Source organism: Desulfofustis glycolicus DSM 9705 (genome assembly GCF_900130015.1).
Taxonomy (GTDB): Bacteria; Desulfobacterota; Desulfobulbia; order Desulfobulbales; family Desulfocapsaceae; genus Desulfofustis; species Desulfofustis glycolicus.
The window spans coordinates 54231-69890 of sequence record NZ_FQXS01000008.1 but is presented as its reverse complement, the minus strand read 5'-3'; the positions used below and the strand labels follow the sequence as shown (position 1 = coordinate 69890).

The 15660-nt window shown below is 56.0% G+C and carries 15 protein-coding genes; 7 read left to right on the top strand and 8 right to left on the bottom strand.

Features of this window, described 5'->3' with window-relative positions:
• Positions 1 to 239 precede the first annotated feature (239 nt).
• A complete protein-coding gene (locus BUC26_RS08390) occupies positions 240 to 647 on the top strand; it encodes a roadblock/LC7 domain-containing protein (protein WP_073375122.1) in 408 nt (135 codons plus the stop codon).
• Between the two features lie 192 nt (positions 648 to 839).
• Here the strand turns inward: BUC26_RS08390 and BUC26_RS22685 are convergent, their stop codons facing one another.
• The 3 genes from BUC26_RS22685 to BUC26_RS08365 all read right to left on the bottom strand — a co-directional run bounded on the left by BUC26_RS22685 (position 840) and on the right by BUC26_RS08365 (position 5816).
• The gene (locus tag BUC26_RS22685) at positions 840 to 2186 is read right to left on the bottom strand and encodes a response regulator (RefSeq protein ID WP_084540551.1); all 1347 of its coding nucleotides are present in this window, start codon (positions 2184 to 2186) and stop codon (positions 840 to 842) included.
• A 265-nt stretch (positions 2187 to 2451) separates the two neighbouring features.
• Positions 2452 to 3777, bottom strand: coding sequence for a sigma-54-dependent transcriptional regulator (locus BUC26_RS08370; RefSeq protein WP_073375120.1), 1326 nt, complete (start codon positions 3775 to 3777; stop codon positions 2452 to 2454).
• Positions 3778 to 3779: 2 nt separating this feature from the next.
• Positions 3780 to 5816, bottom strand: coding sequence for a GAF domain-containing sensor histidine kinase (locus BUC26_RS08365; RefSeq protein ID WP_161949825.1), 2037 nt, complete (start codon positions 5814 to 5816; stop codon positions 3780 to 3782).
• Between the two features lie 754 nt (positions 5817 to 6570).
• Between BUC26_RS08365 and BUC26_RS08355 the strand changes: the two genes are divergently transcribed.
• Positions 6571 to 7503 carry a helix-turn-helix transcriptional regulator gene (locus BUC26_RS08355; RefSeq protein WP_073375114.1) on the top strand — a complete coding sequence of 311 codons (933 nt, stop codon included), beginning with the start codon at positions 6571 to 6573 and terminating at the stop codon, positions 7501 to 7503.
• Between the two features lie 269 nt (positions 7504 to 7772).
• On the opposite strand, the gene BUC26_RS08350 is transcribed toward BUC26_RS08355, so the two are convergent.
• Positions 7773 to 7976 carry a hypothetical protein gene (locus BUC26_RS08350; RefSeq protein WP_073375112.1) on the bottom strand — a complete coding sequence of 68 codons (204 nt, stop codon included), beginning with the start codon at positions 7974 to 7976 and terminating at the stop codon, positions 7773 to 7775.
• A 180-nt stretch (positions 7977 to 8156) separates the two neighbouring features.
• A complete protein-coding gene (locus tag BUC26_RS08345; protein WP_073375110.1) occupies positions 8157 to 9170 on the bottom strand; it encodes a J domain-containing protein in 1014 nt (337 codons plus the stop codon).
• A 156-nt stretch (positions 9171 to 9326) separates the two neighbouring features.
• On the opposite strand from BUC26_RS08345, the gene BUC26_RS08340 reads away from it, so the two are divergent.
• The 3 genes from BUC26_RS08340 to BUC26_RS08330 all read left to right on the top strand — a co-directional run bounded on the left by BUC26_RS08340 (position 9327) and on the right by BUC26_RS08330 (position 11713).
• A complete protein-coding gene (locus BUC26_RS08340) occupies positions 9327 to 9713 on the top strand; it encodes a DUF6165 family protein (RefSeq protein ID WP_073375109.1) in 387 nt (128 codons plus the stop codon).
• A complete protein-coding gene (locus BUC26_RS08335; protein WP_073375107.1) occupies positions 9713 to 10660 on the top strand; it encodes a glycosyltransferase family 9 protein in 948 nt (315 codons plus the stop codon). The genes BUC26_RS08340 and BUC26_RS08335 overlap by 1 nt, the downstream gene beginning before the upstream one ends.
• 117 nt (positions 10661 to 10777) lie before the next feature.
• Positions 10778 to 11713 (top strand): polymer-forming cytoskeletal protein, encoded by a 936-nt coding sequence (locus BUC26_RS08330; RefSeq protein ID WP_073375105.1) that lies wholly within the window; start codon positions 10778 to 10780, stop codon positions 11711 to 11713.
• Positions 11714 to 11887: 174 nt separating this feature from the next.
• Here BUC26_RS08330 and BUC26_RS08325 read toward each other — a convergent pair whose 3' ends face one another.
• Genes BUC26_RS08325 through BUC26_RS08315 form a run of 3 tightly spaced genes read right to left on the bottom strand, consistent with a single transcriptional unit; the run spans position 11888 to position 13474 of the window.
• Entirely contained in the window at positions 11888 to 12088 is a 201-nt protein-coding gene (locus BUC26_RS08325; protein WP_073375103.1) for a DUF2905 domain-containing protein, read from the bottom strand.
• A complete protein-coding gene (locus BUC26_RS08320) occupies positions 12085 to 12597 on the bottom strand; it encodes a HEAT repeat domain-containing protein (RefSeq protein ID WP_084540550.1) in 513 nt (170 codons plus the stop codon). The genes BUC26_RS08325 and BUC26_RS08320 overlap by 4 nt, the downstream gene beginning before the upstream one ends.
• Positions 12581 to 13474, bottom strand: a complete 894-nt coding sequence (locus BUC26_RS08315) for a carbohydrate kinase family protein (RefSeq protein ID WP_073375102.1) — start codon at positions 13472 to 13474, stop codon at positions 12581 to 12583. Before BUC26_RS08315 ends, BUC26_RS08320 begins: the two co-directional genes overlap by 17 nt.
• A gap of 422 nt (positions 13475 to 13896) precedes the next feature.
• On the opposite strand from BUC26_RS08315, the gene BUC26_RS08310 reads away from it, so the two are divergent.
• Positions 13897 to 14364 carry an Lrp/AsnC family transcriptional regulator gene (locus BUC26_RS08310; protein WP_073375100.1) on the top strand — a complete coding sequence of 156 codons (468 nt, stop codon included), beginning with the start codon at positions 13897 to 13899 and terminating at the stop codon, positions 14362 to 14364.
• Positions 14361 to 15650: an aminomethyl transferase family protein gene (locus BUC26_RS08305; protein ID WP_244155812.1), complete on the top strand. Its 1290-nt coding sequence runs from the start codon at positions 14361 to 14363 to the stop codon at positions 15648 to 15650. The genes BUC26_RS08310 and BUC26_RS08305 overlap by 4 nt, the downstream gene beginning before the upstream one ends.
• The last annotated feature ends 10 nt before the right edge of the window (positions 15651 to 15660 follow it).

Below are 15660 nucleotides of genomic sequence, written 5' to 3'. Positions count from 1 at the left end.
CGATAGTTCAGCCTTTGTTGCCGGGGTAGCTTTTTAACCGCTGGATATTAGATTCATCCCTGCTTCGGGCTTATTGGATTGAATCTTTCAGAGGCAAAAGATATAAGAATCATAGTGGGGCTCCACCAGTGCCAGGTTATATCGGTAATTTTCTGACAACTGCTCAGGCTTTAACCAACTGTTCAGTTCGGGGCAGAATAAAGCTCAATGCATTACTGTAGCAAAACTGAAGGTGGAAAATGATCAAAAAACTGCAACGGTTAATGGATGCGTTGTCTAAGGAGTTGCCGGGAGTCCTTGCTGTCGCGGTGGTTACCGTCGAAGACGGTCTTTCAATTGCCGAGGTAAGCAGGAAAGAAGGTATCGAAACAGCTGCTGCGTCCGCCTATTTGGCCTCGATTGTAAAATCCAACGGCAAGGCGATAGGATTGTTGGCAGATGATGAAGTGACCGACGACATCTTGATCACAACCAGCCGCTATCACTTCATTATCAGGCATACGCCGGATCAACCGTTCTTTATTTTTGTCATGACCAGCAAGGATGAATGGCTGGGTAAGGCGCGGATGTTGATGAAACGATTCGAGATGGAATTGTCGCGTTTTTCTGCGGAACTGCTCGAGCAATTCCGTCAACCGGTGGAGTAGCGGGAGTAGAAGGTCGGCCTGCCAAGGAGAACGTACATTTAGCACGGAAAATCAGAGACAAGCCGGTTTCCAAGACTGACGGCGGACTGTCGGAGGAGAGAGTTCCGGGCCACGGATCGCCGCAGTGTAATATCAGTCAGCCGAGTGTGAATGAAAAGGCTTGGAGGGGGCCTCCAAGCCTTTTCTTGTGAATCAGAGATTGGCTGCCTTTTCGATGATTTTCGAATTTTTCTTAATCGTCAGGCGGATCCAGCCAAGGTTGGTGTCCTTGTCCGCAACAATGACGAGAAAAGCATCGCTGCCGACCGGTGCGAACATGACCGGTCCTTCGGTGTATTCGAGCATGGTCATGTTCAGGTCTCCCTGACCCAACTGATTGCCCATCGATTCGGCCGATCCGAAGCCGGATGAGGCGATGGCGCCGATCATTTCCGCATCGATGCCGCTTCGGGCGATGCTGTCGAGGAGGAAACCGTCCCGCCCAACCAGGCAAGCGGTGTGAACGCCCTCGATGTTTGTGAATTCGGCTAGAATTTTCTGGATGTCGGTCATTTCGTTGTCCTCTTCTGGAGTTGGCGGTTGCTGATCGTTATTGGCAACCGGTTGATCCGGTTGGATTTCTTGTTGTTGAGATTCATCGTCCGGCTGTGCAGATGTTTCGGCGATTGCCTGCTCGGCAGCGGGCGGTTCGTTGGCCGCTTCCGGCACGCTATCCGAGATGGCTCCGGGGAGCCCGTCATCGGGGAAGTCCGTCAGTGCATCTTCAGTTTCATCTTCCAGCGGTGCAATGATATCGCCGGTATCGAGATCCTCCAGGGTGGCGACGGGGCCTCGATCATCTTCATTCGTTTCCTGTCGCGGAGTCGCCTCGTCGTTGCGGACGGCAGCTTCGAACAGGAGTGATTCCAGGCTCTTGTTTATACTGATGATCGGCGGCTCGACGCCTCTGATATTCTGCAGCGTTCCATCGTTGAAGGTGATGATCTTGAAGAAAGCCTCCTCGCCGCTGGCCTGATCACACATCGCATGGACGACAGCGCCGTTTTTGAAAAACAGCATGCCTTCCTGCTCGGCGGTGGTGACCTTGAGTGCGGCGGTGGCTTGCGAGAGTCCGTTGAACTGGATGATATCCATCAGATCGATACCGTTGATCGTACCTTGAAAACCGTCACTGGTCTTCAAGACGGTCTTGACGATATCGCGCATGTCTTTGATGTCGAACGGCTTTTCGATAAAGCGAAGGCTGCCGCTCATCATTGCTTCCCGCTCATAGGCACTGGATGGGTAGGCCGTCATGATAATGACGCCGGTGTCCGGGTAGCGATTATTGATCTCGATGAGCAGGTCGAGACCGTTCATGCCGGGCATGTTGATATCGGTAATGACCAGTTCGACCGTGGTGTCGCTGAGTACGGCGAGCGCTTCTTCCCCGGAGCGAGCGGAGAGCATTTCCACGTCCGGCATGCCTTTGTTCAGATTCCTCTGGAGCATCCAGAGCATGTCTTCTTCGTCGTCGACAACAAGAACTTTTTTCGTCATGCTGGTTCCTCACGGTATCCACCGTTCCTGCCGGCAGGACAGATAGTCCTGCTGTTCAAGGATCGGTGGTGGAAAGACGGTGCTGGGGTCAAAATAGACGTCGACTGGCGAAAGTATTCCAATTGCCGTGCCAGTAGGGAATAAATTGTCAAGAATATAGTAACTAAATGAATTGTAAGTATATTGTGTGATGAAAAAGACAGGAGAGAGGGAGGGTGAGAACGCGATGCGGTGGCAGGAAATTGACCAGGTGGTCAAAATATGATCACTTTTCGGGGTCCGTCTCGGTCAGTTTCTGCCTGAGCGTGGTTCGAGAGATAGCCAGGATTCGCGCGGCGTGTGACTTGTTGTTGCCGGTTTTGCGCAGGACATGCTGGATATGCCGTCGCTCGGCCTCTTTCAGCGTCATCAGATCGTCGGTCGCTTCACTCGGCCAATCGACTCGGTTCCGACAAAGCCCGGGGATCGATAACCATCCGGAACGGTTGAAAATTACTTCACGTTCGAGGAGATTACGCAACTCCCTGATATTGCCCGGCCAGTGATAGCGACGAAGGGCCTGCGCCGCGGAATCGGAAAACCCTTTGATATTTTTTTTCATCTCCTGATTGAGACGATGAAGGAAAAAATCGGCCAGCAATAAAATGTCGTCGCCCCGCTCCCTGAGAGGGGGAAGTGGCAACGGCAGCACGTTGAGGCGATAAAAAAGATCTTCGCGGAAACTGCCGCCAGCGATTTCTTCTTTCAGATCGCTGTTGGTTGCCGCGATGATGCGGACCTGCACGGTAATGTCCTTCAACCCACCGACCTTGCGAAAAGTCGATTCCTCGATCAGGCGAAGCAGTTTCGGTTGCAACTCGATGGGGAGGTTGCCGATTTCGTCGAGAAACAAGGTGCCGCCGCTGGCCATCTCAACGAGTCCTTTTTTGGCTACTCTGGCGTCGGTGAAAGCGCCTTGTTCATAGCCAAACAGCTCGGATTCGATGAGGTTTGCCGACAAGGTGCCGCAATCGACTTTGACAAATACCCCGTTTTGCCTCTGGCGACTGTTGTGGATCGATCTGGCGACCATTTCTTTGCCGGTGCCGGTTTCCCCGGTGATCAGTACGGGGGCATCGACCGCGGCGGCGGTCAAGATCGACTGATGAACCTGCCGCATTGCCTCGCACTGGCCGATGAGCGATTCCGAATCGGCTTCCTGGCGTTCGAGCGCGGCCTTTTTTTCCATCAGCCGTGATTGCATGAGCCGCTTGAGGACCGTTGTAAATTCGATCAGGTCAAATGGTTTGACGATATAGTCGAGAGCTCCTGCTTTAAGGGCTTCGACGGCGGTCTTCGCGTCATTCATCCCGGTCAGCATAACGATGCCGATATCCGGCGATGTCTCCCGAAAGCGGGCAATCAGAGAAATACCGTGGGCATCGGGGAGCCCGATATCGAGAAAGACGAGATCAATAATGGAGCAGTGGGCCAGGGCCAGTGCCTGACGACCGGTGGCTGCGGTTGCCACGGAAAACCCTTGTTTTTTGACCACACCGGCAAGTGAAAAACACAGGTCTTCGTTATCGTCGACGATGAGAATGGAGCCCATGGTCAGCAGGCCTTGAAATACATGGAAAAAGTGGTTCCCTTGCCTTCGGCGCTCTGTACGCTGATGCCGGCATCATTTTCCTTCAGGGTCCGGTAGACGATTGACATGCCGAGGCCGGAGCCGTTCGATTTGGTGGTGAAGAACGGTTCGAATACTTTTTCCGCAGCGGCGTTCGACATACCTGCTCCGTTATCTTTGAAGGTGACCAGCACGTAGCGGGACCCCTTGGTCAGCAGGTGGTTCTTTTTTCGACACCTGGTCAGTTTCTGACCAGCCAGGGTCGAGGCACCAATTTCAATGGTCCCTTCCTGCTTGATGGCATCGATGGAATTGAGGAAAAGATTGAGAAGCACCTGCTGGATTTGGTTGGGATCGGCAATAACCAGGGGCAGATCCTTTTCGAAATCCTCGAGCAGCGAGATTCGCTGTTTGACCAGTTTGTTGATAATCAACGGTTTGATTTCAGAGAGGATATTCTGCAGAGAGGTGGGTTGTTTCTTCGGCACGACGGGGCGTGCGTAGGAGAAGAAGTCGGTCAGCAACTCGTTGAGGCGGTCTACCTGTCTGATGATCCGCTGGGCACATTCGACACGGTCTTCGTCACTGCATGAGTTTTCTTCGATTGATTGGGCCATGATCTTAATTCCGGCCAGCGGGTTACGTACCTCGTGGGCAACAGCCGAAGCGATTTCAGCTACCGTTGACAATCGGTTCATCTTTTCCATCTCCTTCCTGACGGATCGCCATTCAGAGATATCCGTCAAAGAGATGATCATGCCGATCGGTTCTCCCCGATTGCCGGTACGTTCAACCACCGAATAACGGACGATCAGTTCGTCGCCGTTATCGGCGGACAGAACCAGTTCGTTTTCTTCACCAGGAGTGGCAGTTTCCCGGGCAGAGAGAATGCGCCTGGTGTGTTCCTCGCCGATGATTGCCTCAAGGGTCTGGCCTTCGAGTTCCGGCGAAAACATGTGCAGAATGCCCCGGGCGACCGTATTGGCCTTTTGGATGATCCCGTTCTGGTCGGTGATGAGCAGACCGTGTTCCAGTCCTTGAATAATCGAGTCGGAAAATTGTTTTTCTTCCCGAAGGGCAATGATTGAAGAACGCAGGTCGTTGACCAAATTGATCAATTGCAGGTCCATCTTCTGGCTGTCGATGATCTTGCCGATCAGTTCGCTGACGGCGGCGAGCAATTCTTCGCGACGGCTGGTCCTTCGATGCGAATCGGGAACGAAAAAACAGATTACCCCGTTGACGATGCCATGGATGGCAAACGGCACGCAATAGTGACCGTGAGCACCCTGCTGTTGCAAGTTATGAGCGGACGGGGCCGTAGCGCCGTCGACGTATTGCAGTTTGTTGGTCAGGGCTGCCTTGCCGCAATGGCAGTGACCGAAAGCAACTTGGCTGCAGTTTTCGAGCTGCTCCCGGCTCAGCCCGACGGCCACGTTCAGGCTGAGTGACTGAGTATCCTGTTCCACCAGAAACAAGGCGGCCATCGGCAGCAGGTCAAGTTTTTCGAGGCACGTGACATAGGTAAGAATTGATTGCAGTCGATCTTTGAGCAGAGACGGTTCCAACGACATTTTTAGGACTGTGTTGACGACCTCGAACTGAAAGGCCCGGTCGATCAAGGCATCACGCTGATCTTTAATCAGAGCCAGGTTGCGAATGAAAATGGTGAAGAATTCGTTGCCGGGAAGTGGTGAAATGATCAACTCGATCGGAAACCGTTGACCATTGGCCGTGATCGCCTGCTCGCTGAGTTTGATCGTTACTGAAATTTCTTTGCGATGCTGGCTGAACAGATCGCTGAGCCGTGATGACTCGTCGGCAGGTATGGCGGCCGGGGCGGCGAGGATCAGGCGAAAGAGGTTTTTGCCGATGACGTCGGTGTGTCGCCGCCCGAAGAGCCGCTCGGCTTGGGCGTCCCAGGAGATGATCGTGTCGCCGGCGTCACAGCAGACGACGGCATACTCGGAACCCCCCGCCTGAAAGGTCGTTCCGGTTTTCTGAGCAGCAGCTTTGTTCATACCCGCCGGCATGCAAAAGAATGAAGTATCAGGTGTGCGCCAGGATCTGCTCCGTATAAATCGGGGTGTCTCGGGCGTCGATTTCTCAGGCCTTTTGGCAGATGTAACAAAATATCGAGAAAGAGACAAGATTATCGAGTCTCCTGGCGGGCAGAGAGGACCTGTTTCTTCAAAGGCTTGGGACGGCCGGCTTGACACAAGGCCCTTCAGGTACAATTATCTCTCTAATGGTCAGACTCATGGGGAGCTTGAAAAATTAGGAATTTCGTTCAAGATCGAGGCGCGCAAGAAAATTTTACCGTAGGCATATACGCGATATTCCGAGGATAAAATTTGATTGCGCAACGATGAGATTGAGCGGAATGACAATTTTTCAGGATTCACTCATATTCGACGGCCGTTGGTTGTTGCACGATGATAGCCGCCGATTCTGGCAATGAAACAGAACTCGCCGCAGGCTCTCACCTCACCCCCTCGCTTCCCTGCCGAACGGTGGGTTCTGTTTCCCCCTTATTTCTTCCCTGCTTGCCTTGCCGGTACATGACGACGCCCCTTTTGGCCCGAAGCCTTACCCATCCCGTATAGAGCAGGCCGGACAGGCGTACTCGTCACGGTCGACAGCTACGCATCAACTCCTTTCTGGTTCGTTTTGGTAATCCTTGGTATATTTCTAGTCAATAGCGGGGTGATTCTGTATTTGAGTTACCGTAATGGTTGAAATAGATTCATCCCCATCGTTAGCGTGAGGACGGCGATGCCTGCGGACAAGACATATCTGACCACCAAGGAAGTTGCCCAGACGCTGCATGTCAACGAAAAGGCGATTTACGCCCTGATCAGTGAAAAGGGGCTGCCGGCGACGAAAGTGACCGGGAAGTGGTTGTTTCCCCGGCACCTGGTCGAGGAATGGTTGGAAGTATCGGTAATCAACCAGCCGCTTGCCGGAGCTTCGGTGCCGGGGATGACCGATGACGGTCGTCTGTTGATTGGTGGCAGCGACGATGTGCTTTTTCAAAGATTGCTCGGGATCTATCAAAAGCGTTACCCTGATTCGCCTGTTTTTTTTTCCAATCTCGGCAGCATGGGCGGCCTCAAGGCCCTGCGTCGGCGACAATGTCACATCGCTGTTTGCCATCTTCTCCAGGACGACAACGAGGAATACAATTTCCGCTTTGCCGAACGGGAGATGGATCGTTTACCGGTATTCGTCAATTTTAGTAAGCGGCAACAGGGTATCCTGGTCGCCAAGGGAAACCCTAAAGGGATCGCTTCAGTCAAGGATCTGGCGCGCCCCGGCATACGAATCGTCAACCGCTCACTCAACACAGGGACCAGGCTGCTGCTCGATTATGAAATCAGCCGCTGTGACATCAGGGCAGACGAGATCGACGGTTATCGGACCGAGGTCGCCCGCCACCTTGATGCCGGTTTGGCCGTCTTGAGCGGTTCGGCGGACGCAGCTCCGGCCATTCGTCCGGTGGCGACGATGCTCGGGCTTGACTTTCTCCCCCTGCGTTGGGAGCGCTTTGATCTGCTGATCGTCCGGGAGAGCTTTTTCAACCCCATTATCCAGCGGTTCATCAACCTGTTGCACGACCCGAACTTCAAACAGTCGGCCACGGAATTCGTCGGTTATGACCTGTCCGTTTCCGGCAAAATGGTTTATCCGGACAATGCGCAGATTTGAGGGAACCTTGAATTCGGCCAGGGAGCAGAAGCATTTCGACTCTTGTAGGAAAACGGTCATTACCCTCTGTTCGGCACGGTGAACATCTCTTGTGAGCGCATCTCCAACAGCCTCGTCGGCGGGGGCCTTGACGGGGCTGTTCATCACGCAATGAGTGCAGTGAACAGGGGACGATCGTCATCCGTCAGCAGTCGGAATCGCTTCTGTTTTCCCTGGTTTCGAGTTTTCTCGGTGGATTCTCGTCTCGGGCAAGGGCTGTCTTACAGCCGCTATTTGAATGTGCGGCGAAAGGGGAGCGGGTCTTTGCGGGCTTCGATGAGCCGGCGGAGTTGATCGCGTTCGACCCGGGCCGTTTGCAGTTTCCTTCGCAAGTCATCTTGCTCGTTCAGAGAACAGGACCGCAGCCGGTCTTCCAGAGCGTGTACCGTTTGCTGGGCTCGATAGAGTTCGATGGCAAGGGCTTTGAGGACCATTCGTGTCTCCCGGTTTTGTTTTTCCGTATGAAAATCATTTCCCAGAGCCGGCCATCCCCTCCGACCATGCCGCCGATTTTCATTGTTTGTTGTGCCCCTGGTCCTGAGGGTCTGAATAACCTGCGGCTGAGAGTATAACCGACATCGGGCGACCAGGAAAGGGCCGAACAACATCGGTGTTCAACTTTTTTTGCGAATGAGCAATGATGCGTAGGCGGCATTGAGATCAATGAATTGCTGGTGATCGCCGCCGCTGTCCGGGTGCAGTTGTTTGGCCCGACGGCGATACAGCCTGGTCAGTTCCCGTTTGCTCATCGCCTGCAACTCCTGCCATGTCATCTCGAAAATCGTCTCAACCCTGCTGGTGCTGATCGTCGGTTTCCGATCAGGCCATTGGAAAGAGCGGTGCCGGCCCATGAATTCACGCAGAAAATCATCGAACAGCGAGCGCCTGCCGTAGCCGTAATCGAAAAACATGATCAAATAGCGGACCAGGTGGTCCCGCAGTGAGTCGGCGGGTGGCAGCCCGGCCGAAAAGAGAGGGTCGCTGTTGAGACCGCAGAGATCGTTGACAAAACGATCAGCGATTTCGATTTGGTCGAGGGCCTCTGGCATCGTCGCCGAATAGGTTTGCCGGAAATGACGCTGCAGATCGAAGATGGCAAAGACGTAGGTTTTTAATTCGTTGACGTGCAGAACCTTCTCCAGGTCGCGGAAGTAGAACTCCCGCTCATCACGGCTTTTTTGCAGGAGTGGTCGATAGAGTTTCGGGTTAATCCGGGCGAGCCTGCTCTGATCGGCAGCACCGTATCTGAGATAATAGAGCCGTCGTCGATCGAAAAGATGGACCTGGCGCTCGATCGCCGAGCGTTCTTCACGGGAAAGGGGACGAACAGCAACCCGGCGGCGATGTCGAAAAATCCCGAGCCGACCCCGTTCCTCGGCAGGGAGAAAATCCCAGAGCAGATCTTCCAGCAGCGTCGTCGGATCGCTGTCGGTGATGTGTCCCAGGCAATCCACCAGTTCATCGGAAAAATAGCAAATGTCTTCGTCGAGCCGGGTGATGAATCGGCGCGGATCGAAACCGAGATCGAAAATCAGCCGGGACGTGTAGCAGCTCCGGTCGGTATCGAAGATCGACTGACGAAGCTCGTAGTGCCGCTGGCCGCCGGTGTCGGTAAAGGCGAGATACATGATAACCGGGTTATGATGAATGGCTGATGGAAGGTGACAATGGGCAGACAGGAGGTATAATTTATGGTAAAAACGGCTGTCGAAGCATGTTTCTCAGCAAGAAGATAAGGTGTTTTTCCCGTTTTGCAGCGGCGCAATGGTCAGGGAGCAGAAAAAATGTCGGTAACGATTCCGGTATCCTGGGGTGAATTGCTCGATAAGATAACCATTCTACGGATTAAAAAAGAACGTCTTGCAGATCCCGAAAAGCGGCGTAATGTCCTCCGGGAGTTGGCGATTCTGGAGGAGGCCTGGCAAGGTCGGCAGTCCGCTCCAAGGGAACTTGCCGAGTTGGCCGAACAATTGCGCAGTGTTAACGAGGCGCTCTGGGATATCGAAGATGAAATTCGCGACTGCGAACGACGCAGCGACTTCGGGCAACGGTTTGTCGAATTGGCGCGAAAGGTCTATCGAACCAATGATCGCCGTGCGTCCTTGAAATATCGGGTCAACGATCTGCTCGGTTCGGATATCGTCGAAGAAAAAGCCTATCAAGCTTATTGATGGAAACGATCCTGATTATCAAGCTCGGGGCCCTGGGTGATCTCATCCAGGCCGACGGGGCGATACGCGATATTCGCGAGCATCATCGCCACGCATCGATCACGGTGATGACGACGCCGCCATATCGACGCTATATGGAGCAGTGCCCGTGGGTGGACCGGGTCTTTATCGATCCCCGGGTCTCCCGGTTCAATCTTGCCGGCATGCTTGACCTGCGAAAGCGATTGCGAGCCGATCGGATCGAGCGGATCTATGATTTACAGCAGGTTGGGCGGACACGTTTTTACCGGCGGTGGCTGTTTCCGTCGGGGCCATGGCTTGGGGACGCAGCCGGCTGTACCTGGCAGTTACACCGACCGGATGGTTGCTGTGCCGGCGATCACTTTGCCCACCACCTGTCCTTAGCCGGCATCGAAACCCGTCATTCGCGCAACGGCGATGTGTCCTGGCTGGCCGACGATGTCTCCGCCATAATGCATCGGGCCGGTATGGCGCCGGGTTACGTGCTTCTCATCCCCGGTGCGTCTGCCGCCCATGATGCGAAGCGGTGGCCGTATTTCCCGGACCTGGCCCAGCGCCTGCAGGCTCTGGGCCGGAAGGTGGTCACCGTCCCCGGGCCGGAGGAAATGGAGCTGTGTCGGACCATCCCGGCAGAGATGCTGGTGCCCGATGAAGGCTATTATGACGTCTTTGCGCTGGCCGGACTGATTCGCCAGGCGGCTTTCGTCGTCGGCAACGATACCGGACCGACCCATCTCGCCGCTCACCTCCGTGGTCCCGGTCTGGCACTGTTCGGCGATCATGCGCCGGCAACGACGACCGGTATCCAGCACACCTCCTTCGCCTGGCTGCAGGCCGGCAAGCTAACCAATCTTGGGTTGGAGACGGTTTGGCAGCAGGTTGTTCGGCTGCTCGAGCAGAGCGACCGGGGCGGTATGCGATCGTGAGCGCACCGCTGCCGGCTATCCGTAGCCGAAGGCGATATTTGCCTTGCAGCCGGCGTCGCAACAGTTCATACTTGCGGATATCTCCGATCCATTGGCTCCAGCAGGAGGAAATGTCAGGTGACCCAGCGAAGAGTTCCGGACTCACACATCTCCGAAGAGATGACCATTACCGGTGAGATTCATTTTCGCGGGCTTCTGCGCCTCGACGGAACCGTCGAGGGGTCGCTGCGCGGTGATCAGCTCGAGCTTGGTGCCACCGGCCGATTCAGCGGAGAAGCCGATCTGCAGCAACTCAATTGCCACGGCATGATCAACGGCCGGGTCAACGCAAAACGTGTACACCTTTATCAAACGGCCCGGGTTGCCGGCAGTGTAGCGGCCGAGGAGCTTTCCATGGCAGCCGGAGCGGTTCTCGATGTGCTGATCGGTGTCGGCGGCGCGGCGCTGCAACCACCGGCACTCGCCGATTCAGCGTACACTGAGCAGCAGCGGGCGACCGGACCTGCACCGGTCGAGCCGATAACAGACGGAAATTCGCCGGAGCCTGCGGACGGCAACGCCCCGGATGACGTGATTGATTCGCTGGTCGGGGCGATTCAGGGTGGCAGCCGATTGGTGGTAGCCGTCTCCGATGACCTTGACGAGCGTGCCGGCTTCTGCCGCCTGGCCCGGTCTCGGCTCGGCGATTTCTACCGGGTGATCGTTATTGACAGTCCCGGCGGTTCGGTCCGGGATATCCTGCTCGGCGTCGGCCGGCAGCTTGCTATCGAGTTGCCCGACCAGAGCAGCAGCACAACGATCTGGCACGGTGTACAGCAGGGTCTCGACAGCGGGCGAGAGGGCCAGCCGTGTCTGCTGTTGATAGAAAACGGGGAGACGATGTTTCCGGCAACACTTGAAGGGATTCTGCGGTTGTTTGCCGAGACGACAGGCGGGTCGGCGCCGCCGTTGATCCTGACCGGCACTACAGATCTGAAGAAGCTCCAGGACCTCGATTCCACAGCAGCCGGGTTTTGGGAGCCGGACTGCCTCTTTGAATTGCCCTCTGCGTAACAGAGTCGCGATTTTCTCTATTGTCCGGCTGGCGCACTTGCCGGCTGCCGGCCTGTCTGCCGGCCTCGGAGCCCAGCCGATCAGGCCGCAGCGCAGCAGCCGGAGGGAGGATCAACCAGCCCATCCGACCACGATGCCGATTTTCATGCTTCGTTGTGACCATCAGTCATGGGGTTATTTCCTGAACAGCCAGACAAGCAGAGAGACGATGATGCTGACGATAAGAGAGGTGCTGATCGGTAGATAGATATGGAATCGCTCATTACCGATGGAGATGTCGCCGGGTAGCCTGCCGAGCCCTACTTTCTGCAGCAACGGCCAGCCTGCGCCGATGGCGATCAGGATGATGCCGGCGATGATCAGCAGCCGGCTCATGAGCCGCTCTGCTCGCCCCGGTCAGGCTGTTCTGTCAGGATATCGGCGACGATCTCGCGGACCAGCGGATGCGGGTCGTCCGCCTGGGCGCGGATCAGTTCGAGCGCCTCCGGCGTGGCGATGAAGCCGAGGACGGTGATCGCGTCTCCACGCAGGTATGCGTGTTCTGAAGCAAGGAGCGGCATTAGGGATGAGATCGCCGATCCCATCCGTTCGGCTCGTCGTCGTTGCAGTTCTTCAAACACCACCGCCACACCGAGTCGGACAGTGAGCCGTTCGTCGTCGAGGATCGCGCCGGTCCAGCCGAACGGACAGGCGCCGCGATGAAACATGGCGACGATATTGTCAACGTGCCCCATGTTGAGGAAGTCTTTAATCACCTGCAGCAGTTCGTCGTCCATGACAGCAGGGCCGCCATCTGCCCGTGTACCATCGATCGTATCGACCGGGCCGCCTGCAGCCACAGGGTCGGCGTGCTCGCCGGTATGGTGGTCATCTTTTGACGTCATTGCTGTGGTAGCCATATATCTGTGGAATATCCGGCATTGCCCCGGACTGGCTGCAGACATAGGCGGCCAGGCGGCTGGCGGTCTCGTTGATTTCGGCCAGCGGCCGCTGGAGCAGCAGGCCGATGACAACTGCCGCGGTGAACGAGTCGCCGGCGCCGATGGTGTCGACGACGGTGGTCGCTGTTCCCGGGTGGCTCACGCATTCCTCGTCCGAGAGCAGGATCGAGCCGCCGGCGCCCCTGGTCAGGATGACCAGTTCCAGGCAATGGCCGCGCAGCAGGCTGTTCATCTGCTCCTGGGTGTTTCCTGACAACCCGAACATCGACGCCAGCGTCGCCAGTTCATCTTCGTTGAGTTTCAGGATCGAGCACAGCTCGAGAGAGGTCTCGATAAGGTCCCGGGAATAAAAGTCCTGACGAAGATTGAGGTCGAAAACCCGCTTAGTGGCGGCCGGCAGGCCGGTCAAGTAGTGCCTGATGGTTGTTCGTGAAGCTCTGTTGCGTTGGGCCAGCGTGCCAAAACAGACGGCATCCAGCCGGTCGGTGACTGATTGGGCAGCCTGATTGATCAGCAGATGGTCCCAGGCTACATGATCGGGGAAATGATAGTGGGCAACCCCGGCGTTGTCGAGTTCAATGGTGACAAAACCGGTCGGCAGCTGGTCGGAGATGCTGATACAGCGGGTGTCGAGCTGTTTTGCCGCGAGAAAATCCAGGGCCCTTTCCCCGCGCGAATCATTGCCGATGCTGGATATGGGGATGCTCTCACCGCCGAGAGCGGCGGCGTGGTAGGTAAAGTTGATCGGGGCGCCGCCGAGTTTTTCTTCGGACGGCAGCACGTCCCACAAGAGTTCTCCGATTCCGGCGACGGTAAACATGATGCTCCTTTGACGCACGTTTTTTCAAATGACCCGATGATCCGCTTCGGACAGCATGACGGGCGCCTTGTCTTCTCGGCAAATGATAGACGGTTCGCTCACGGTCTGCCAGGTTTTATTTACCGAGCAACGGCGGCTACGCCGGAACGAGGCGGTTGCGCAGGAAAAACTTGACCGATGCGGTTCCCATGGTTAAAGCTGCGATAGCGGGCGCCGTGAGTTAGGTAGACAGGTCTGCCGAACCACCGTGGTGATGCTGATAAAGGTACGACGTCGCCAACGGTGGACAGAAATTCCGGCAAAATGACGAAACCGTTAAAATGTTGCAAGATAAACGATGGTATCGTCAAGTATTGTCGAAAATGTTGACTTGGTCGTCGATTTGGTCTACCATTTTTTAACTCTTACATTTCCCGGAAATCATGGACGCAACCGATATTGCCATTATCAATGAACTGCAGGACGGCCGGATCTCCTTCAAGGTGGTCGCCGATCGTCTCCATCTGGCCGAGGGGACGGTGCGCAGCAGAGTCCGCAAGTTGCGTGAAGAGGGAGTGCTGGCCATTACCGGTCTGGTCGACCCGGAAGCGTTGCCCGATCACTCGGTGGTCATGATCGGGGTTCGTCTCAAGGACATGGATCTGGTTAAGAAGGCCGAGGAGTTCAGCCGGTTGCGGGGGGTGATTTCCGTTTCGGTGGTGACGGGCCGGTTCGACCTGATGTTGACCGTTATGACCAACAAGGAGTTTGGTATTCTACAATTCTACACGGAGGAGGTAGCCCGTGTCGACAACGTGCAGTCGGTGGAAACCTTTGTCGTTTACAAGAGTTTCAATCTGAAAGTGCCGTTGCCGCAGTTGTTGCCGGGAGACCGCGAAAAGACGACATGACCAGTGAACCGATGCAACCGGCCCGGACCGTACTCTATGACTGGCATTTGGCCCAACATGCGACCATGGCCGAATTCGGCGGCTATCAAATGCCGCTCTGGTATCCGACCGGTGCCAAACAAGAACATCGGGCGGTGTTGACCGGCGCCGGCCTGTTCGATACCAGTCACATGGCGGTGCTCACGGTGGCGGGCAGTGATGCCCGATCGTTGCTCCAGCACTGTTTCACTCGGGACCTGCGCCGCTGCATCGGGGCGTCGCCGGGACCGCTGACGACCGGTCGATGCGTCTACGGCCTGTTTCTCAAGGAGAAAGGGACGGTACTCGATGATGCAATTATTTCTCAATTGAGCGAAGATCGCTATATGGTCGTGGTCAATAGCGGCATGGGGCCGGCGGTAAGCGAGCATCTGGGGGCTCAGCAAGGTTTCCGGGTGGAGATCATCGATTACAGCGGGCGGCTCGGCAAGATCGATCTGCAAGGGCCGGCAGCGGCCCTTGTTCTCGAGGCCGTGCTGGCCGAGCCCGACCGGGTCCTTGCCGATATGATTTATTTTTCCTGCAAAGGAGATATCGACCCGGCCGGCGGTGCGCCGGTCCTGCTTAAAAACGGAACGCCGCTGCTGGTGTCACGGACCGGTTATACCGGGGAATTCGGTTTTGAGCTGTACCTGGCCGTAGCCGATACCGTTGGTTTCTGGGAGCAGCTGATCGCGGCGGGCGAACGTTTCGCCATCACCGCCTGCGGGCTTGCGGCACGCGATTCGCTGCGTACCGGTGCGGTATTGCCGCTTTCCCACCAGGATATTGGCGACTGGTTGTTCCAGAATACCCCCTGGTCGTTTGTGCTGCCCTGGGATGAGCAAGACGGCCGGTTCAGTAAACCGTTCATCGGCGCAGAGGCCCTGCTGGGCAGCAGCGAAGTCGATTATACCGCTGCTTTTGCCGGCTACGACCCGAGGAAAATCCCGGTAATGGATAATACAGTGGTCTTGGATGAGGACGGCGAGGCAATCGGCCGGGTGCTGACTTGTACGACGGATATGGCCATCGACCGGGTCGGAGAGCGAATCGTCAGCATGGCCACCGCCGATTCGGCGGGGCGTCCGCCGGACTTTCATCCGCGCGGGTTGAGCTGTGGTTTTATCAGAACGACACGACAGTGTCGCAGTGGCGAACAGGTTCGGTTGACTGACGGGAAACGGTCGATACCGGTCGAGATCAGACAGGATATTCGACCTGATCGAACGGCCCGTCGGTCGATGCGGGAAATGAGAAACCAATAATCGAGGAGAG